The sequence below is a fragment of the Pseudomonas sp. PvP089 genome (genome assembly GCF_017875165.1).
Classification (GTDB): domain Bacteria; phylum Pseudomonadota; class Gammaproteobacteria; order Pseudomonadales; family Pseudomonadaceae; genus Aquipseudomonas; species Aquipseudomonas fortuita.
The window spans coordinates 5,785,427-5,803,834 of record NZ_JAGGME010000001.1 but is presented as its reverse complement, the minus strand read 5'-3'; the positions used below and the strand labels follow the sequence as shown (position 1 = coordinate 5,803,834).

Genomic DNA, 18,408 nt, shown 5'->3' with positions numbered 1-18,408 from the left:
ATGGCAATCGTTAAATGCAAACCGACTTCCCCTGGCCGCCGTTTCGTGGTCAAGGTGGTCAACAAGGAGCTGCACAAAGGCGCTCCTCACGCACCGCTGCTCGAGAAGAAATCGAAGTCTGGTGGTCGTAACAACAATGGCCGCATTACCACTCGTCACGTTGGTGGTGGTCATAAGCAGCATTACCGTCTGGTTGACTTCCGTCGCAACGACAAAGATGGCATTCCAGCCACTGTCGAGCGTATCGAATACGACCCGAACCGTACTGCTCACATCGCCCTGCTGTGCTACGCAGACGGTGAGCGTCGCTACATCATCGCCCCTAAAGGCGTGAGCGCTGGCGACCAGCTGATCGCAGGTGCCCTGGCCCCAATCAAGGCCGGTAACTCCCTGCAGCTGCGCAACATCCCAGTAGGTAGCACCATTCACGGCGTCGAACTGAAGCCGGGTAAAGGTGCTCAGATCGCTCGTTCCGCTGGTGCTTCGGCTCAGCTGATCGCTCGTGACGGCGTATACGTGACTCTGCGTCTGCGTTCCGGTGAAATGCGTAAAGTACTGGCTGAGTGCCGTGCGACCCTGGGCGAAGTCTCGAACTCCGAGCACAGCCTGCGTTCGCTGGGTAAAGCGGGTGCCAAACGCTGGCGCGGCGTTCGCCCAACCGTTCGTGGTGTTGCCATGAACCCGGTTGACCACCCACATGGTGGTGGTGAAGGTCGTACCTCCGGTGGTCGTCATCCGGTATCGCCATGGGGCTTCCCAACCAAGGGTGCTAAAACCCGTGGTAATAAGCGTACCGACAACATGATCGTCCGTCGTCGCAAGTAACTAGAGGGATACGACAGTGCCACGTTCTCTGAAAAAAGGTCCTTTTATCGATCTTCACCTGTTGAAGAAGGTCGAAGTGGCGGTGGAGAAGAACGATCGCAAGCCAGTTAAAACCTGGTCGCGTCGCTCGATGATCCTGCCACAAATGGTCGGTCTGACCATCGCGGTTCACAACGGTCGCCAGCATGTTCCAGTTCTCGTGAACGAAGACATGGTCGGCCACAAACTGGGCGAGTTCGCCGGTACCCGCACCTATCGCGGGCACGTGGCTGACAAGAAAGCCAAGCGTTAAGGGGTAAGGAAATGGAAGTAGCCGCTAAGTTGTCGGGCGCTCGCATCTCCGCCCAGAAAGCCCGCTTGGTCGCCGACCAGATCCGCGGGAAGAAGGTGGGCGAAGCGCTCAACCTGTTGGCCTTCAGCAGCAAAAAAGCCGCTGAAATCATGAAGAAAGTCCTCGAGTCGGCCGTAGCCAACGCCGAACACAACGAAGGCGCAGACGTTGATGACCTGAAGGTCTCCACCGTCTTCGTCAACGAAGGGCGTTCGCTGAAGCGTATCATGCCACGTGCCAAAGGCCGTGCTGATCGCATCGTCAAGCGGTCTTGCCATATCACTGTCAAGGTTGCGGACAAGTAACGGAGTCGATCAGATGGGTCAGAAAGTACATCCCACTGGCATTCGCCTGGGAATCGTCAAGGAGCACACCTCCGTCTGGTACGCAGACGGTGCTACTTACGCAGATTACCTGTTGAAGGATCTGAAAACGCGTGAGTACCTCCAAGACAAACTAAAAAGCGCGTCCGTAAGCCGTATCGATATTCATCGTCCGGCTCAAACTGCACGCATCACCATCCACACCGCTCGTCCCGGTATCGTTATCGGTAAGAAAGGTGAAGATGTTGAGAAGCTGCGTCAGGACCTGACCAAGCAGATGGGTGTGCCTGTGCACATCAACATCGAAGAGATCCGCAAGCCGGAACTCGACGCTATGCTGGTTGCGCAGAGCGTAGCTCAGCAGCTGGAACGCCGTGTAATGTTCCGTCGCGCCATGAAGCGCGCCGTACAGAACGCCATGCGTATTGGTGCCAAGGGCATCAAGATCCAGGTGAGCGGTCGTCTCGGCGGTGCCGAGATTGCTCGTACCGAGTGGTATCGCGAAGGTCGTGTGCCTCTGCACACCCTGCGTGCCGATATCGACTACAACACCTACGAAGCTCACACCACTTACGGTGTGATCGGTGTGAAGGTTTGGATCTTCAAAGGCGAAGTTATTGGTGGTCGCCAAGAAGAACTGAAACCACAAGCACCAGCGCCTCGTAAAAAAGCTGCTAAGTAAGGGGTACGCCAAATGTTGCAACCAAAGCGTACAAAATTCCGCAAGCAGATGACCGGCCACAACCGTGGTCTGGCACTGCGCGGTAGCAAGGTCAGCTTCGGCGAATTCGCCCTGAAAGCTGTTGCTCGCGGTCGCCTCACCGCTCGCCAGATCGAGTCCGCACGTCGTGCGCTGACCCGTCACGTTAAACGTGGCGGCAAGATCTGGATCCGTGTGTTCCCGGACAAGCCGATCTCCAAGAAGCCTCTCGAGGTTCGTATGGGTAAAGGTAAGGGCTCCGTGGAATACTGGGTTGCCCAGATCCAGCCAGGCAAAGTCCTGTACGAGATCGAGGGTGTTTCTGAAGAGCTGGCGCGCGAAGCTTTCGCCCTGGCTGCTGCAAAGCTGCCTCTCGCCACCTCCTTTGTTAAGCGGACGGTGATGTGATGAAAGCGAATGAACTTCGTGAAAAATCGGCACAGCAGCTGAACGAGCAACTGCTCGGCTTGCTGCGTGACCAGTTCAATCTGCGTATGCAGAAAGCAACTGGCCAGTTGGGGCAGTCGCACCTGCTCTCGCAAGTTAAGCGTGACATCGCTCGCGTGAAAACTGTGCTCAACCAGCAGGCAGGTAAGTGATCATGGCTGAAGCTGAAAAAACCGTCCGTACGCTGACTGGCCGTGTCGTCAGCGACAAAATGGACAAGACCATCACCGTTCTGATCGAGCGTCGCGTAAAGCACCCGATCTACGGTAAATACGTTAAGCGTTCGACTAAGCTGCACGCGCACGACGAAACCAACCAGTGCAAGATCGGCGACAAGGTTTCGATTACCGAAACCCGTCCGCTGGCCAAGACCAAGTCCTGGGCACTGGTTGAAGTCCTCGAACGCGCTGTTGAAGTCTAAGGGCTAGGGGTCGGAGAAATTTTATGATTCAGACTCAATCCATGCTCGATGTGGCCGATAACAGCGGCGCTCGTCGCGTCATGTGCATCAAGGTGCTCGGCGGCTCGCACCGTCGTTACGCCGGCATCGGTGACATCATCAAGGTTACTGTCAAGGAAGCAATTCCGCGCGGTAAGGTCAAAAAAGGCCAAGTGATGACCGCTGTTGTCGTGCGCACCCGTCACGGTGTTCGTCGCGCTGACGGTTCCATCATTCGTTTCGACGGCAACGCTGCTGTTCTGCTGAACAACAAGCAAGAGCCGATCGGCACTCGCATCTTCGGGCCAGTGACCCGTGAACTTCGTACTGAGAAGTTCATGAAGATCGTCTCGCTCGCCCCTGAAGTGCTGTAAGGAGATCCGACATGCAAAAGATTCGTCGTGACGACGAGATCATCGTGATCGCCGGCAAAGACAAAGGTAAGCGCGGTAAGGTGCTGAAGGTTCTGGCTGATGACCGTCTGGTCATCGGTGGCGTGAACCTGGTCAAGCGTCATACCAAGCCTAACCCGATGGCGGGCGTTCAGGGCGGTATCGTCGAGAAAGAAGCGCCTCTGCACGCTTCCAACGTTGCCATCTTCAACGGCGAAACCAACAAGGCTGACCGCGTTGGTTTCAAAGTAGAAGACGGTAAGAAAATTCGTGTCTTCAAGTCGACCCAAAAAGCGGTTGATGCTTGAACACTGCTAGGTAGAAGACCATGGCACGACTGAAAGAGATTTACCGGAACGAAATCGCTCCTAAGCTTAAGGAAGAACTTAAGCTGTCGAACGTGATGGAAGTTCCGCGCGTTACCAAAATCACCCTGAACATGGGTCTGGGCGAAGCGATCGGCGACAAGAAAGTCATCGAGCACGCAGTAGCTGACCTGGAAAAGATCACCGGTCAAAAGCCGGTCGTGACTTTCGCTCGTAAATCCATCGCTGGCTTCAAAGTCCGCGAAGGATGGCCGATCGGTGTCAAGGTGACCCTGCGTAGCGACAAGATGTACGAATTCCTGGACCGCCTGCTGGCGATCTCCCTGCCTCGGGTTCGCGACTTCCGCGGCCTGAATGCCAAGTCCTTCGATGGCCGTGGCAACTACAGCATGGGCGTGAAAGAGCAGATCATCTTCCCGGAAATCGATTACGACAAGATCGATGCTCTGCGCGGTTTGGACATCACCCTGACCACCACTGCTCGTTCGGACGACGAAGGCCGCGCTCTGCTGCGTGCTTTCAAGTTCCCGTTCCGCAACTGATTGGAGTAGGAAAATGGCCAAGAAGAGCATGAAAAACCGTGAGCTGAAGCGTCAGTTGACGGTAGCCAAGTTCGCTAAGAAGCGTGCTGAGCTGAAAGCGACCATCGTCAACGTTAACGCCTCTCCAGAAGAGCGTTTCGCTGCCGTTGTCGCTCTGCAGAAGCAGCCACGCGACGCTAGCGCCTCGCGCCTGCGCAACCGTTGCCGCCTGACCGGTCGTCCTCACGGTGTATACCGTAAGTTCGGCCTGGGCCGTAACATGCTGCGTCAAGCTGCAATGCGCGGCGACGTACCAGGTCTGGTCAAGGCCTCCTGGTAATCGCTGTCGGTGTGATGCCGGCGCAAGGGGAGCAATCTTCCGACCGCCGGTGATCTCGCCAAGAAACAAGCCCCTATATGGGGCTTGTTTCGTTTCTGCCTTGTGTCTAGAATGACCGGCTCACCCGAGCCTGGGTTTTTTACCCAATCCGCTCAGGTGGTTGTCATAGCCGCAAGGCTAATAATTCTTGTATCAGGAGCATCTAGCCCATGAGTATGCAGGACCCGTTAGCGGACATGCTAACTCGCATCCGTAATGCCCAGATGGCTGAAAAGTCCGTCGTAAGCATGCCTTCTTCTACCCTGAAGGTCGCGGTTGCCAAAGTTCTGAAGGACGAAGGTTACATCGCTGGCTACCAGGTAACTGGTGAAGCCAAGCCTTCCCTGTCGATCGAGCTGAAGTACTTCGAAGGCCGTCCGGTCATCGAGGAACTGAAGCGCTCCAGCCGTCCAGGCCTGCGCCAGTACAAGGCCGTCACCGATCTGCCGAAAGTACGTGGCGGTCTGGGCGTGTCTATTGTCTCCACCAACAAAGGTGTGATGACTGATCGCGCTGCGCGCGCTGCCGGTGTCGGCGGCGAAGTTCTGTGCACAGTGTTCTAAGGGGGGATAGACATGTCTCGCGTCGCTAAGAACCCCGTTAAGCTGCCGTCCGGTGTCGAAGTCAAATTCGCAGGTCAGCAGCTTTCGGTGAAGGGTGCCAAGGGCACTCTCGAACTGAACGTTCACTCGTCTGTTGAAGTTACCGAAGAGTCTGGTGAGCTGCGTTTCGTTGCTCGCAATGGTGACCAGCAAGCTCGTGCCATGGCCGGTACCACCCGCGCTCTGGTGAACAACATGGTCCAGGGCGTAAGCCAAGGCTTCGAGCGTAAGCTCCAGCTGGTCGGTGTTGGTTACAAGGCACAGGCTAAAGGCACCGTCCTGAACCTGGCCCTGGGCTTCTCGCACCCAGTGGACTACGAACTGCCAGCCGGTATCACCGCTGAAACGCCTAGCCAGACCGACATCCTGATCAAGGGTATCGACAAGCAGCTGGTAGGTCAGGTGGCCGCTGAAATCCGCGACTTCCGTCCGCCAGAGCCTTACAAAGGCAAAGGTGTGCGTTACGCGGACGAAGTAGTCCGTCGTAAAGAAGCCAAGAAGAAGTAGGGCCTAGTAAATGACCGACAAAAAAGTTATTCGACTGCGTCGCGCTCGCAAAGCACGTCTCAAGATGCACGAACTCGAAGTCGTGCGCCTGTGCGTGTTCCGCTCCTCGCAGCACATCTACGCCCAGGTCATTTCGGCCGACGGCAGCAAGGTTCTGGCAAGCGCCTCGACCTTGGACAAAGACCTGCGTGATGGCGCCACTGGCAACATCGACGCGGCCACTAAGGTTGGCAAGCTGGTAGCTGAGCGTGCGAAAGCCGCCGGTGTATCTCAAGTTGCCTTTGACCGTTCCGGCTTCAAGTACCATGGCCGCGTCAAAGCGCTGGCTGATGCTGCTCGTGAAGGCGGGCTGGAGTTCTAAGTTATGGCAAATAACGATCAAAAGCGCGACGAAGGCTACATCGAGAAGCTGGTTCAGGTTAACCGCGTTGCCAAGACCGTAAAAGGCGGCCGTATCTTCACCTTCACCGCGTTGACCGTGGTAGGTGATGGTAAAGGTCGTGTCGGATTCGGCCGTGGCAAATCGCGCGAAGTACCTGCTGCGATTCAGAAAGCCATGGAAGCTGCTCGCCGCAACATGATCCAGGTTGACCTGAAGGGCACCACCCTGCAGTACGCCACCAAGGCTGCCCACGGCGCCTCGAAGGTTTACATGCAGCCTGCCTCGGAAGGTACCGGTATCATCGCCGGTGGCGCAATGCGTGCTGTCCTGGAAGTTGCTGGCGTTCAGAACGTTCTGGCCAAGTGCTACGGTTCGACCAACCCAGTGAACGTGGTTTACGCCACTTTCAAGGGTCTGAAAGCCATGCAATCTCCTGAATCCATTGCTGCCAAGCGCGGCAAGAGCGTCGAGGAGATCTTCTAATCATGGCAACCGTAAAAGTAACGCTGATCAAGAGCGTCTCGGGCCGTCTGCCTAACCACAAACTGTGTGTTAAGGGCCTGGGTCTGCGTCGCATCGGTCACACTGTAGAAGTCCAGGATACTCCCGAGAATCGCGGGATGATCAACAAGGCTTACTACATGCTGCGCGTCGAGGGTTAATCGATGAAACTCAATGATCTGAGTCCAGCGCCGGGTTCCCGTCGCGAGAAGCATCGTCCGGGTCGTGGTATCGGTAGCGGTCTGGGTAAAACCGGCGGCCGTGGCCACAAAGGTCAGACCTCCCGTTCGGGTGGTTCGATCGCTCCGGGCTTCGAAGGCGGTCAACAGCCGCTGCACCGTCGTCTGCCGAAATTCGGCTTCGTTTCCCTGAAAGCCATGGATCGCGCCGAAGTGCGTCTGTCCGAGCTGGCCAAAGTGGAAGGCGACGTGATCTCCGTGCAATCCTTGAAGGATGCCAACGTGATCAACCAGCACATTCAGCGTGTGAAAATCATGCTGTCTGGCGAAGTTACTCGCGCAGTCACCATCAAGGGCATCGCAGCCACCAAGGGTGCGCGTGCGGCTATCGAAGCAGCTGGCGGCAAATTCGAGGAATAAATGGCTAAGCAAGGTGCTCTCTCTTCGCTCGGTAAGGGCGGGATGTCGGAACTCTGGGCTCGTCTGCGCTTTCTGTTCATGGCGATTATCGTCTATCGGATAGGTGCACATATCCCGGTTCCAGGCATCAATCCGGACCGTCTGGCGGATCTGTTTCGGCAGAATGAGGGGACCATTCTTAGCTTGTTCAACATGTTTTCCGGTGGCGCGCTTGAGCGCATGAGCATCTTTGCACTGGGGATCATGCCGTACATTTCGGCATCGATCATCATGCAGCTGATGACGGCGGTCAGCCCGCAACTGGAGCAGTTGAAGAAGGAAGGTGAAGCTGGCCGTCGCAAGATCAGCCAGTACACCCGCTACGGCACCGTTATCCTGGCACTGGTTCAAGCCATTGGCATGTCCATTGGCCTGGCCAACCAGGGCGTGGCGTTTTCTGTGGGCCTGGGCTTCCATGTCGTTGCCGTCTCCACGTTCGTGGCAGGCGCGATGTTCATGATGTGGCTGGGCGAGCAGATCACCGAGCGCGGTGTGGGCAACGGTATCTCGATGTTGATCTTCGCAGGTATCGTTGCCGGTCTTCCGAGAGCAATCGGGCAGTCTTTCGAGTCTGCACGCACAGGCGATATCAACATTTTCGCCCTGGTCGCTATCGGTTTGCTGGCAGTAGCGATTATCGGTTTTGTGGTGTTCATTGAGCGTGGTCAGCGTCGTATCGCTGTTCACTACGCCAAGCGTCAGCAGGGCCGCAAGGTCTTTGCTGCGCAGACCAGCCACTTGCCGTTGAAGGTGAACATGGCGGGGGTTATCCCGGCCATTTTCGCCAGCAGCATTTTGCTGTTCCCGGCTTCGCTGGGTGCCTGGTTCGGTCAGTCCGAAGGTATGGGCTGGCTGCAGGACATCTCGCAGTCGATCGCTCCTGGTCAGCCGTTGAACATTTTGCTGTTTAGTGCAGGGATCATTTTCTTCTGCTTCTTCTACACAGCGTTGATGTTCAACCCGAAAGACGTAGCGGAAAACCTGAAGAAGTCCGGTGCCTTTATTCCGGGTATCCGTCCTGGTGAGCAGTCTGCGCGCTACATTGATGGCGTTCTGACCCGTTTGACCATGTTCGGTGCTCTTTACATGATGGCCGTCTGCCTTCTGCCCCAGTTCCTGGTGGTGGCAGCAAATGTGCCGTTCTACCTTGGCGGGACCTCGTTGCTGATTGTGGTAGTGGTTGTGATGGACTTCATGTCCCAAGTACAATCGCACCTCGTTTCGCACCAGTACGAATCCCTGATGAAGAAAGCCAACCTGAAAGGCTACGGTGGCAGCGGTCTGCTGCGCTGATACGCCCCTAAGGTTCGAGGAGTCGGTAATGAAAGTTCGTGCATCGGTGAAAAAGCTGTGCCGCAACTGCAAGATCATCCGTCGCGAAGGCGTCGTTCGAGTGATCTGCAGCGCGGAACCGCGTCACAAACAGCGCCAAGGCTGAGTGTGATCTGCGCTTCAAACCCAGCAGCTAGTGTGCTGCTGGGTTGATTATTCGTTTCTACAGCGATATTATCTCGCGCCCTATTTCTTGGCTTCCGGGGCGTAGGTAGCTGTCAATTGGAGTCCCACTGAATGGCCCGTATTGCAGGCGTCAACATTCCAGATAACAAGCATACTGTTATCTCGCTGACCTACATCTATGGTGTCGGTCGCACAACTGCACAGAAGATCTGTGCAGACGCTGGTGTAAACCCAGCCGCTAAGATCAAGGATCTGAGCGACGAGCAAATCGAAACCCTGCGTGGCGAAGTTGCGAAGTTCACCACCGAAGGTGACCTGCGTCGTGACATCAACATGAAGATCAAGCGCTTGATGGACCTGGGTTGCTACCGCGGCCTGCGTCATCGTAAAGGTCTGCCGGTTCGCGGTCAGCGCACCAAGACCAACGCACGCACCCGTAAGGGCCCGCGTAAGCCGATCCGCAAGTAACCGCCCAGGAATATAGACATGGCAAAACCTGCTGCTCGTCCTCGTAAGAAAGTCAAAAAGACAGTGGTTGATGGCATCGCCCACATCCACGCTTCTTTCAACAACACCATCGTGACCATCACCGACCGTCAGGGCAATGCTTTGTCCTGGGCGACCTCCGGTGGTTCGGGTTTCCGTGGTTCGCGCAAATCCACCCCGTTCGCAGCCCAGATTGCTGCTGAACGTGCTGGTCAAGCTGCGCTGGAATACGGCCTGAAGAACCTCGACGTAAACGTCAAGGGTCCAGGTCCGGGTCGTGAATCCGCCGTTCGTGCACTGAACAGCTGCGGCTACAAGATCGCCAGCATCACCGACGTGACGCCAATCCCGCATAACGGGTGCCGTCCGCCGAAGAAGCGTCGCGTGTAATCAGGAGACAGAAGAATGGCACGTTACATTGGTCCAAAATGCAAACTGTCTCGTCGTGAAGGCACCGATCTGTTCCTGAAGAGCGGCGTTCGCGCTCTGGAATCGAAGTGCAACATCGAAGCAGCCCCAGGTATCCACGGCCAGCGCCGTGGCCGTCAGTCCGACTACGGTACCCAGCTGCGCGAGAAACAAAAAGTTCGTCGTATCTACGGTGTTCTGGAGCGTCAGTTCCGCGGTTACTACCAAGCTGCTGCCTCGAAAAAAGGCGCAACCGGTGAGAACCTGCTGCAACTGCTCGAGTGCCGTCTGGATAACGTCGTCTACCGTATGGGCTTCGGTTCGACTCGTTCCGAATCCCGTCAGCTGGTTTCGCACAAAGCGATCAGCGTCAACGGTAAGACTGTAAACATTCCATCCTACCAAGTTCGTCCGGGTGACGTGGTCGCGGTCCGCGAGAAGTCGCTGGCCCAGCTGCGCATTGTTCAAGCCCTTGAACTCTGCGCCCAGCGTGGCCGCGTTGAGTGGGTTGACGTGGATGCTGCTAAAAAGTCGGGCGTTTTCAAGAACGTTCCTGCTCGCAGCGACCTGTCTGCCGACATCAACGAAAACCTGATTGTCGAGCTCTACTCCAAGTAAGGGCTAGAAAATAGGTGCATCCATGCAGATTTCGGTAAATGAGTTCCTGACTCCCCGCCACATTGATGTGCAGGTAGTCAGTCCGACCCGCGCCAAGATTACGCTCGAGCCTCTCGAGCGTGGTTTCGGCCATACCCTGGGCAACGCGCTGCGCCGCATCCTGTTGTCCTCCATGCCTGGCTGTGCAGTAGTCGAGGCCGAGATCGATGGCGTACTCCACGAGTACTCCGCGATCGAAGGTGTACAGGAAGACGTAATTGAAATCCTGTTGAACCTGAAAGGCCTGGCTATCAAACTGCACGGTCGTGACGAAGTTACGCTGACCTTGTCGAAAAAGGGTTCGGGGGTGGTTACCGCTGCCGATATTCAGCTGGATCACGATGTCGAGATCGTCAACCCCGATCACGTAATCGCGAACCTGGCGTCGAACGGCGCCCTGAACATGAAGCTCACTGTAGCTCGTGGTCGCGGTTACGAGCCGGCCGACTCCCGTCAAACCGACGAAGACGAAAGCCGTAGCATTGGCCGTCTGCAGTTGGACGCTTCGTTCAGCCCGGTGCGTCGTATCGCCTATGTGGTCGAAAACGCCCGTGTTGAACAGCGTACCAACCTGGACAAGCTGGTCATTGATCTGGAAACCAACGGCACCCTGGATCCTGAAGAGGCTATCCGCCGCGCTGCGACCATCCTGCAACAGCAGCTGGCCGCGTTCGTCGACCTCAAAGGTGACAGTGAGCCTGTCGTAGTCGAGCAGGAAGACGAGATCGATCCGATCCTGCTGCGTCCGGTTGACGACCTGGAACTGACTGTACGTTCGGCCAACTGCCTCAAGGCGGAGAACATCTACTACATCGGCGACCTGATTCAGCGTACCGAAGTAGAGCTGTTGAAGACTCCTAACCTGGGCAAGAAGTCCCTGACTGAAATCAAGGACGTCCTGGCCTCTCGTGGTCTGTCTCTCGGCATGCGCCTCGACAACTGGCCGCCTGCAAGTCTTAAGAAAGACGACAAGGCGACCGCCTGATCGTCGTAATCACCGAACGTTGTGTTTGGTAAGGAATGAATCATGCGTCATCGTAAAAGTGGACGTCACCTGAGCCGTACCAGCTCTCACCGCAAGGCTATGTTCCAGAACATGGCAGTGTCGTTGATCGAGCACGAGCTGATCAAAACCACCCTGCCGAAAGCCAAGGAACTGCGCCGCGTTGCCGAGCCGCTGATCACCCTGGCCAAGGAAGACAGCGTTGCTAACCGCCGTCTGGCCTTCGACCGTACCCGTTCGAAGTCCGCTGTTGGCAAACTGTTCAACGACCTGGGCAAGCGTTACGCCACCCGTCAGGGCGGCTACCTGCGCATCCTGAAGTGCGGTTTCCGCGCTGGCGACAACGCGCCTATGGCGTACGTCGAGCTGGTTGATCGTCCGGTCGGCGGTGCTGTAGAAGCTGCTGAGTAAGACGTTCTGTCTGCTACAAAGAACCGGGCCTAGTGCCCGGTTTTTTGTGTCTGTTTGTATTGTTAATTTCTATTGATACAAGTCATGTAATGAATTTGTCCCTGTAACCTTGCTCGTTGATACTCTCTCCAAGCCGATTAGCCGGCGCTTGAAGACCGATAAGGAGAGCCCATGAGCAAGATTCTTACCACCGCCAGCGGTGCACCCGTAGCCGACAACCAGAACTCCCGTTCCGCCGGCCCGCGTGGCCCGTTGTTGCTCGACGACTTCCACCTGATCGAGAAGCTCGCCCATTTCAACCGCGAGAACATTCCTGAGCGCCGTGTGCACGCCAAAGGCTCGGGCGCCTACGGCACCTTTACCGTCAATCGCGACATCACCCGCTACACCTGCGCCAAGCTGTTTGAGCAGGTCGGCAAGCAAACAGAAACCTTTCTGCGCTTCTCCACTGTCGGTGGCGAACGTGGCTCTGCAGACACCGAACGCGACCCTCGTGGCTTTGCCGTCAAGTTCTACACCGAAGAAGGCAACTGGGACATTGTGGGTAATAACACGCCAGTGTTCTTTATTCGCGATCCGCTGAAATTCCCCGACTTTATCCACACCCAGAAGCGCCATCCGCAGTCCAACCTGAAGAACGCCCAGATGATGTGGGATTTTTGGTCGCACTCGCCCGAGGCGCTGCACCAGGTCACCATCCTGTTCTCGGACCGTGGTATTCCGGACGGCTATCGGCATATGCACGGCTTCGGCAGCCACACGTACAGTTTGATCAACGCCAATGGCGAGCGTACCTGGGTCAAATGGCATTTCAAGACCCAGCAAGGCATCAAGAACCTCGCGCCGGCAGATGCTGCACGCCTGGCGGGTACTGACCCGGACTACGCCCAGCGCGACCTGTTCGAAGCCATTGAACGTGGCGACTACCCGCGTTGGACCGTATGCATTCAGGTGATGAGCGAAGCCGAGGCTGCCAGCCGAGACGAGAACCCCTTCGACGTCACCAAGACCTGGTCGCAGAAGGATTATCCGTTGATAGAGGTGGGCGTGCTGGAGCTCAACCGTAACCCGCTCAACTACTTCGCCGAAGTCGAGCAGGCGGCGTTCGGGCCGAGCAACATGGTGCCAGGGGTTGGCCTGTCGCCGGACCGCATGCTGCAGGGCCGTGTATTCGCCTACGCAGACGCGCACCGCTACCGTGTGGGCACCAACCACCAGCACTTGCCTGTGAATGCGCCACGCTGCGCAGTCAACAGCTACCAGCGCGATGGCTCCATGGCCACGGGCAGCTATGGGAGTGCCCCTAACTACGAGCCCAACAGCTACGCTGAGGCGCCGAAGCAGTCACCACGCCATGCCGAGCCACCCCTGGCTCTGAACGGTTCGGCAGACCGTTTCGATCACCGTGAGGACACCGACTACTTCAGCCATGCCGGCGCGCTGTTCCGCCTGATGAGCGAAGGGCAGAAGGCGTTGCTGATCAGCAATATCGCCGGGACCATGGCAGGTGTCAGCGAAGACGTGATCCAGCGCCAGTTGCAGTACTTCTTCAAGGCTGACCCGGCCTATGGCGAAGGCATTGCCAAGGCGTTGGGCATCAACCTGGCCTGACTCTAAGTGATAAGCAGAACCGCCCTCATTTGGGCGGTTTTTCAATGAATATCACTACTGTTTAACCGTTTTTTTGCGTCGGATTGCGCCTTTTTCAGTGACCGCAGGCAAAAGCTGGTTCACACTATGTGGCATAGACGTTTTCACATGGAGAACCATGGCGATGCAAGGCCACCCAGACGTAATCAACTATCTCGTCACGCTGCTGAAGGGCGAACTGGCGGCACGCGACCAGTATTTCATCCATTCGCGCATGTACGAAGACTGGGGCCTTTCCAAGCTCTACGAGCGCATCAATCACGAGATGGAAGAAGAGACGCAGCACGCCGATGCCCTGATGCGTCGCATCCTCATGCTCGAAGGCACCCCTGACATGCGCGCGGACGACCTGGAAGTCGGCAGCACCGTGCCGGAAATGATCGAGGCTGACCTCAAACTTGAATACAAGGTGCGTGGCGCCCTGTGCAAAGGCATTGAGCTGTGCGAGCTGCACAAGGACTACGTCAGCCGTGACATTCTTCGAGCGCAGTTGGCTGACACCGAGGAAGATCACACCTACTGGCTGGAAAAGCAGCAAGGGCTGATCAAGGCCATTGGTCTGGAGAACTACCTGCAATCGCAGATGTAATTAATCCACAGTTTCAACAAAAAAAGCCCCTGGCACCGACGGTACCAGGGGCTTTTCATTGCATCGGAAACATTCAGGCCCGATCACGTGCCAGCAGCGGCTTCAGGTAATGCCCGGTATACGACTGTTTCATCTCACACAGCTCTTCGGGTGTACCGCAGGCAATGATCTGGCCTCCTTTGGAACCACCCTCAGGCCCCAGGTCCACCAGCCAGTCGGCGGTCTTGATCACATCCAGGTTGTGCTCGATCACCACCACAGTGTTGCCGTGGTCGCGCAGGCGATGCAGTACGTCCAGCAACTGCTGGATATCAGCAAAGTGCAGGCCTGTGGTAGGTTCGTCGAGGATGTACAGGGTCTTGCCGGTATCGCGCTTGGACAGCTCGCGTGACAACTTCACCCGCTGCGCTTCACCGCCAGACAGCGTGGTGGCCGACTGGCCCAGTTTGATGTACGACAGGCCCACATCCATCAACGTTTGCAGCTTGCGCGCCAGCGCGGGTACTGCGTCGAAGAACTCGCGGGCATCCTCGATGGTCATTTCCAGCACCTCGTGGATGTTCTTGCCCTTGTACTTGATCTCCAGGGTTTCGCGGTTGTAGCGCTTGCTCTTGCACACGTCGCATGGCACGTAGATGTCCGGCAGGAAGTGCATCTCTACCTTGATCAGGCCGTCGCCCTGGCAAGCCTCGCAGCGGCCGCCCTTGACGTTGAACGAGAAGCGCCCCGGCCCGTAGCCGCGTGAGCGCGACTCCGGTACGCCGGAGAACAGCTCGCGGATCGGCGTGAAGATGCCGGTGTAGGTCGCCGGGTTCGAGCGCGGGGTGCGGCCGATCGGGCTCTGGTCGATATCCACCACCTTGTCCAGGTGCTGCAAGCCGTCCATGCTGCTATGCGGGGCCGCTTCCAGGGTGCTTGCACCATTGAGGGCAGTGGCTGCCAGCGGGAACAGGGTGTTGTTGATCAGCGTCGACTTGCCCGAGCCGGATACCCCGGTCACACAGGTCAGCAGGCCGATCGGGATTTCCAGATCGACGTTCTGCAGATTGTTGCCGCGCGCGCCCTTGAGCTTGAGCTGCAGTTTTTTGTTGCGGGGCGTGCGCTTGCCGGGTACGACGATCTTCTTGCGGCCGGACAGGTATTTACCGGTCAATGAGTCGGGGTGGTCCATGACCTGCTGCGGCGTGCCTTCGGCGACGATCTGCCCACCGTGCACACCGGCCCCAGGGCCAATGTCGACCACGTAGTCGGCCAGGCGAATGGCGTCCTCGTCATGCTCCACCACGATCACTGTATTACCCAGGTCTCGCAGATGGTTTAGGGTAGCCAACAGGCGGTCGTTATCGCGCTGATGGAGGCCGATAGACGGTTCATCGAGGATGTACATCACCCCGACCAGGCCGGCGCCGATCTGGCTGGCCAGGCGGATACGCTGCGCTTCGCCCCCGGAGAGGGTATCGGCGCTGCGGTCGAGGGTCAGGTAGTCGAGGCCGACGTTGACCAGGAACTGCAGGCGTTCGCAGATTTCCTTGAGAATCTTCGAAGCAATCTCACCGCGGCGCCCGGTCAGGGTCAGTTCGCCAAAGTAGCTACTGGCCTCACCGATGGGCAGGTTGGTCACTGCCGGCAGGGTTTTTTCGCCTACCCAGACATGGCGTGCCTCACGGCGCAGGCGGGTGCCCCGGCAATCCGGGCAGGGCTGGGTGCCGAGGAATTTGGCCAGTTCCTCGCGCACGGTGGCCGACTCGGTCTCGCGGTAGCGGCGCTCCAGGTTCGGCACGATGCCTTCGAACGGGTGCGAGCGCTTGACGATATCGCCACGGTCGTTGAGGTACTTGAAGTCGACAGTCTGTTTGCCACTGCCTTGCAGGATGACCTTCTGGTGTTCGGCCGACAGCTCGCCGAACGGTTCCTCCAGGCTGAAGCCGTAGTGCGCGGCCAGCGAACCCAGCATCTGGAAGTAGTACACGTTGCGCCGGTCCCAGCCGCGTATGGCGCCTTCGGCCAAGGTGAGTTCGGCATTGACCAGGCGCTTGGTGTCGAAGAACTGCTTGACCCCCAGGCCATCACAGGTCGGGCAGGCGCCAGCCGGGTTGTTGAAGGAGAACAGTTTCGGTTCCAGCTCACTGATGGCATGTCCGCAGACCGGGCAGGCGAAGCGGGCGGAGAAAATCATCTCTTCACCATGCTCGTCGTCCATTGGCGCCACCAGGGCGATGCCGTCGGCCAGTTTGAGTGCGGTCTCGAACGATTCGGCCAGGCGCTGCTGCAGGTCGGCACGGACTTTGAAGCGGTCCACTACCACATCGATGCTGTGCTTCTTCTGCTTGTCCAGCTTGGGCAGTTCATCAAGTTCGTAGAGCTTGCCGTTTACCCGGGCCCGCACAAAGCCCTGGGCGCGCAGTTCGTCGAACACCGCCAGATGCTCACCTTTGCGCTCGCGCACGACCGGTGCCAGCAGCATCAGCTTGGTGCCTTCCGGGCGCTCCAGCACCAGGTCGACCATCTGGCTGATCGTTTGCGCCTCCAGCGGAATATCGTGATCTGGGCAACGTGGCGTGCCGACGCGGGCATATAGCAGGCGCAGGTAGTCGTAGATTTCGGTGATGGTGCCAACCGTGGAGCGAGGGTTGTGCGAGGTCGACTTCTGCTCGATGGAAATGGCCGGCGACAGGCCTTCGATGGTGTCGACGTCTGGCTTTTCCATCATCGACAGGAACTGCCGGGCATAGGCCGACAACGATTCCACGTAGCGGCGCTGGCCTTCGGCGTACAGGGTGTCGAACGCCAGGGACGACTTGCCGGAACCGGACAGGCCGGTGATCACGATCAGCTTGTCCCGGGGCAGGGTCAGGTCGATGTTCTTCAGGTTGTGGGTACGTGCCCCACGAATCAGGATCTTGTCCACTGCGGCCTCGCTCGGCGGGCATAAACAAAGAAGTATACGGCGCCCTGCCAGTACGCGGCAAAGCGTCGCGTAGATGCCGTCAAGCTGTCGGACTGATAGAATCGCCGCCGGTTCACATGAGGTTAATCCATGCACGACACCCACAACGAGCGCATGAGTGGCGGCGAAACCCGCGCCGCTGGCGGCCTTGCCCTGGTCTTTGCCTTTCGTATGCTGGGCATGTTCATGGTCTTGCCGGTACTGGCCACCTACGGCATGGACCTGGCCGGCGCCACGCCAGCGCTGATCGGCCTGGCCATCGGTGCCTATGGCTTGACCCAGGCGGTACTGCAGATCCCGTTCGGCATGATTTCCGACCGCATCGGCCGTCGGCCGGTGATTTACCTGGGGCTGGTGATCTTTGCCCTGGGCAGCGTGCTGGCGGCACAGGCCGACTCCATCTGGGGGGTGATCGCCGGGCGTATCCTGCAGGGCGCCGGGGCGATTTCTGCCGCAGTCATGGCGCTGCTGTCCGACCTCACCCGCGAGCAACACCGGACCAAGGCCATGGCCATGATCGGCATGAGCATCGGCCTGTCGTTCGCTGTCGCCATGGTCGTCGGCCCATTGCTGACAAGTGCCTTCGGTTTGTCAGGATTGTTCCTGGCCACGGCCGGGCTTGCCTTGGTCGGCATCCTGCTGGTCGCTTTTGTCGTGCCCAACACGCACAGCATTTTGCAGCACCGTGAGTCGGGTGTGGCACGCCAGGCCATCGGCCCGACCCTGCGCCATCCGGACCTTCTGCGCCTGGACCTGGGCATCTTCGTGCTGCACGCCATCCTCATGGCCAGCTTCGTCGCATTGCCCCTGGCCTTCGTCGAGCGCGGGGGGCTGCCCAAGGAGGAGCACTGGTGGGTATACCTGACCGCGCTGTTCATCTCATTTTTTGCAATGGTCCCGTTCATCATCTACGGCGAAAAAAAGCGCAAGATGAAACGCGTGTTGGCTGGCGCGGTCAGTGTCCTGCTGCTGACAGAGATATACTTCTGGGAGTGGGCTGACGGTTTGCGCGGACTGGTGATTGGCACCGTGGTATTCTTTACCGCATTCAACCTGCTGGAGGCTTCGCTGCCTTCGCTGGTCAGCAAGGTGTCGCCTGCCGGTGGCAAGGGGACGGCAATGGGGGTTTATTCCACCAGCCAGTTCCTCGGCGCTGCCTTGGGAGGAATCCTCGGTGGCTGGTTATTCCAGCACGGCGGGCTGAACATGGTGTTCCTCGGTTGCGCGGTACTGTGTGCCATCTGGCTGGTCGTCGCGTTGCGCATGAACGAGCCGCCCTATGTGACCAGCCTGCGCATGCCGCTGACGCCAGAGGCAGTCCGGGAAGCCGGCCTGACCGAGCGCCTGATGGCCGTGCCGGGTGTAACCGACGCCGTTGTGGTGGAAGACGAAGCCGCCATCTATATCAAACTGGATACGAAAATTTTGGACCGTACGACCCTTGAGCGCCTGGTTAACCCGGCCTCTTCGGCGTGCGAAGCCTAGG

At 57.9% G+C, this 18,408-nt stretch carries 28 protein-coding genes; 27 read left to right on the top strand and 1 reads right to left on the bottom strand.

Annotated elements, in window-relative coordinates; genetic code table 11:
• The 26 genes from rplB (at nucleotide 1) to bfr (ending at nucleotide 13,975) form a co-directional block, all read left to right on the top strand.
• Nucleotides 1-825: a 50S ribosomal protein L2 gene (rplB, locus tag J3A71_RS26540; protein ID WP_008089816.1), complete on the top strand. Its 825-nt coding sequence runs from the start codon at nucleotides 1-3 to the stop codon at nucleotides 823-825.
• Between the two features lie 16 nt (nucleotides 826-841).
• Nucleotides 842-1,117 carry a 30S ribosomal protein S19 gene (gene rpsS, locus J3A71_RS26535; RefSeq protein ID WP_003255482.1) on the top strand — a complete coding sequence of 92 codons (276 nt, stop codon included), beginning with the start codon at nucleotides 842-844 and terminating at the stop codon, nucleotides 1,115-1,117.
• Between the two features lie 11 nt (nucleotides 1,118-1,128).
• Nucleotides 1,129-1,461, top strand: coding sequence for a 50S ribosomal protein L22 (gene rplV, locus J3A71_RS26530; protein ID WP_003103908.1), 333 nt, complete (start codon nucleotides 1,129-1,131; stop codon nucleotides 1,459-1,461).
• A 13-nt stretch (nucleotides 1,462-1,474) separates the two neighbouring features.
• Nucleotides 1,475-2,161 (top strand): 30S ribosomal protein S3, encoded by a 687-nt coding sequence (gene rpsC / locus J3A71_RS26525; protein ID WP_003255481.1) that lies wholly within the window; start codon nucleotides 1,475-1,477, stop codon nucleotides 2,159-2,161.
• Between the two features lie 12 nt (nucleotides 2,162-2,173).
• Nucleotides 2,174-2,587 carry a 50S ribosomal protein L16 gene (gene rplP, locus J3A71_RS26520; RefSeq protein WP_003255479.1) on the top strand — a complete coding sequence of 138 codons (414 nt, stop codon included), beginning with the start codon at nucleotides 2,174-2,176 and terminating at the stop codon, nucleotides 2,585-2,587.
• Entirely contained in the window at nucleotides 2,587-2,778 is a 192-nt protein-coding gene (gene rpmC / locus J3A71_RS26515; protein WP_002555481.1) for a 50S ribosomal protein L29, read from the top strand. The genes rplP and rpmC overlap by 1 nt, the downstream gene beginning before the upstream one ends.
• A 2-nt stretch (nucleotides 2,779-2,780) precedes the next feature.
• Nucleotides 2,781-3,047: a 30S ribosomal protein S17 gene (gene rpsQ / locus J3A71_RS26510; RefSeq protein ID WP_023534981.1), complete on the top strand. Its 267-nt coding sequence runs from the start codon at nucleotides 2,781-2,783 to the stop codon at nucleotides 3,045-3,047.
• Nucleotides 3,048-3,070: 23 nt separating this feature from the next.
• Nucleotides 3,071-3,439: a 50S ribosomal protein L14 gene (gene rplN, locus J3A71_RS26505; RefSeq protein ID WP_002555479.1), complete on the top strand. Its 369-nt coding sequence runs from the start codon at nucleotides 3,071-3,073 to the stop codon at nucleotides 3,437-3,439.
• A gap of 11 nt (nucleotides 3,440-3,450) precedes the next feature.
• On the top strand, nucleotides 3,451-3,765 hold the full coding sequence (rplX, locus tag J3A71_RS26500; protein ID WP_003255476.1) for a 50S ribosomal protein L24: 315 nt from the start codon (nucleotides 3,451-3,453) through the stop codon (nucleotides 3,763-3,765).
• Between the two features lie 20 nt (nucleotides 3,766-3,785).
• Entirely contained in the window at nucleotides 3,786-4,325 is a 540-nt protein-coding gene (gene rplE / locus J3A71_RS26495) for a 50S ribosomal protein L5 (RefSeq protein WP_003255474.1), read from the top strand.
• Nucleotides 4,326-4,338: 13 nt separating this feature from the next.
• Nucleotides 4,339-4,644 (top strand): 30S ribosomal protein S14, encoded by a 306-nt coding sequence (gene rpsN / locus J3A71_RS26490; RefSeq protein ID WP_009681970.1) that lies wholly within the window; start codon nucleotides 4,339-4,341, stop codon nucleotides 4,642-4,644.
• Between the two features lie 209 nt (nucleotides 4,645-4,853).
• Nucleotides 4,854-5,246, top strand: a complete 393-nt coding sequence (gene rpsH / locus J3A71_RS26485) for a 30S ribosomal protein S8 (protein WP_003255471.1) — start codon at nucleotides 4,854-4,856, stop codon at nucleotides 5,244-5,246.
• A gap of 12 nt (nucleotides 5,247-5,258) precedes the next feature.
• Entirely contained in the window at nucleotides 5,259-5,792 is a 534-nt protein-coding gene (gene rplF, locus J3A71_RS26480; RefSeq protein ID WP_003255469.1) for a 50S ribosomal protein L6, read from the top strand.
• 10 nt (nucleotides 5,793-5,802) lie between these two features.
• The gene (rplR, locus tag J3A71_RS26475) at nucleotides 5,803-6,153 is read left to right on the top strand and encodes a 50S ribosomal protein L18 (RefSeq protein ID WP_003255467.1); all 351 of its coding nucleotides are present in this window, start codon (nucleotides 5,803-5,805) and stop codon (nucleotides 6,151-6,153) included.
• A 3-nt stretch (nucleotides 6,154-6,156) separates the two neighbouring features.
• Entirely contained in the window at nucleotides 6,157-6,657 is a 501-nt protein-coding gene (rpsE, locus tag J3A71_RS26470; RefSeq protein WP_003255465.1) for a 30S ribosomal protein S5, read from the top strand.
• Between the two features lie 2 nt (nucleotides 6,658-6,659).
• The gene (rpmD, locus tag J3A71_RS26465; RefSeq protein WP_016393393.1) at nucleotides 6,660-6,836 is read left to right on the top strand and encodes a 50S ribosomal protein L30; all 177 of its coding nucleotides are present in this window, start codon (nucleotides 6,660-6,662) and stop codon (nucleotides 6,834-6,836) included.
• 3 nt (nucleotides 6,837-6,839) lie between these two features.
• On the top strand, nucleotides 6,840-7,274 hold the full coding sequence (rplO, locus tag J3A71_RS26460; protein ID WP_003255461.1) for a 50S ribosomal protein L15: 435 nt from the start codon (nucleotides 6,840-6,842) through the stop codon (nucleotides 7,272-7,274).
• Entirely contained in the window at nucleotides 7,275-8,606 is a 1,332-nt protein-coding gene (gene secY, locus J3A71_RS26455) for a preprotein translocase subunit SecY (protein WP_003257108.1), read from the top strand.
• A 28-nt stretch (nucleotides 8,607-8,634) separates the two neighbouring features.
• Nucleotides 8,635-8,751, top strand: coding sequence for a 50S ribosomal protein L36 (rpmJ, locus tag J3A71_RS26450; RefSeq protein WP_002555468.1), 117 nt, complete (start codon nucleotides 8,635-8,637; stop codon nucleotides 8,749-8,751).
• Nucleotides 8,752-8,882: 131 nt separating this feature from the next.
• Complete coding sequence (gene rpsM, locus J3A71_RS26445) at nucleotides 8,883-9,239, top strand: 30S ribosomal protein S13 (RefSeq protein WP_003255457.1); 357 nt, start codon at nucleotides 8,883-8,885, stop codon at nucleotides 9,237-9,239.
• Nucleotides 9,240-9,257: 18 nt separating this feature from the next.
• Entirely contained in the window at nucleotides 9,258-9,647 is a 390-nt protein-coding gene (gene rpsK, locus J3A71_RS26440) for a 30S ribosomal protein S11 (protein ID WP_003255454.1), read from the top strand.
• A gap of 15 nt (nucleotides 9,648-9,662) precedes the next feature.
• Nucleotides 9,663-10,283, top strand: coding sequence for a 30S ribosomal protein S4 (gene rpsD / locus J3A71_RS26435; protein WP_012270238.1), 621 nt, complete (start codon nucleotides 9,663-9,665; stop codon nucleotides 10,281-10,283).
• A gap of 22 nt (nucleotides 10,284-10,305) precedes the next feature.
• The gene (gene rpoA / locus J3A71_RS26430; RefSeq protein ID WP_003255452.1) at nucleotides 10,306-11,307 is read left to right on the top strand and encodes a DNA-directed RNA polymerase subunit alpha; all 1,002 of its coding nucleotides are present in this window, start codon (nucleotides 10,306-10,308) and stop codon (nucleotides 11,305-11,307) included.
• Nucleotides 11,308-11,349: 42 nt separating this feature from the next.
• Nucleotides 11,350-11,736: a 50S ribosomal protein L17 gene (rplQ, locus tag J3A71_RS26425; RefSeq protein WP_003255451.1), complete on the top strand. Its 387-nt coding sequence runs from the start codon at nucleotides 11,350-11,352 to the stop codon at nucleotides 11,734-11,736.
• Between the two features lie 171 nt (nucleotides 11,737-11,907).
• A complete protein-coding gene (locus J3A71_RS26420; protein WP_096425505.1) occupies nucleotides 11,908-13,347 on the top strand; it encodes a catalase in 1,440 nt (479 codons plus the stop codon).
• Nucleotides 13,348-13,510: 163 nt separating this feature from the next.
• Nucleotides 13,511-13,975, top strand: coding sequence for a bacterioferritin (bfr, locus tag J3A71_RS26415; protein WP_003255449.1), 465 nt, complete (start codon nucleotides 13,511-13,513; stop codon nucleotides 13,973-13,975).
• 73 nt (nucleotides 13,976-14,048) lie between these two features.
• Here the strand turns inward: bfr and uvrA are convergent, their stop codons facing one another.
• On the bottom strand, nucleotides 14,049-16,883 hold the full coding sequence (gene uvrA / locus J3A71_RS26410) for an excinuclease ABC subunit UvrA (protein WP_172901722.1): 2,835 nt from the start codon (nucleotides 16,881-16,883) through the stop codon (nucleotides 14,049-14,051).
• Between the two features lie 129 nt (nucleotides 16,884-17,012).
• Between uvrA and J3A71_RS26405 the strand changes: the two genes are divergently transcribed.
• Nucleotides 17,013-18,407, top strand: coding sequence for an MFS transporter (locus J3A71_RS26405; protein ID WP_016484655.1), 1,395 nt, complete (start codon nucleotides 17,013-17,015; stop codon nucleotides 18,405-18,407).
• Nucleotide 18,408 lies beyond the last annotated feature (1 nt).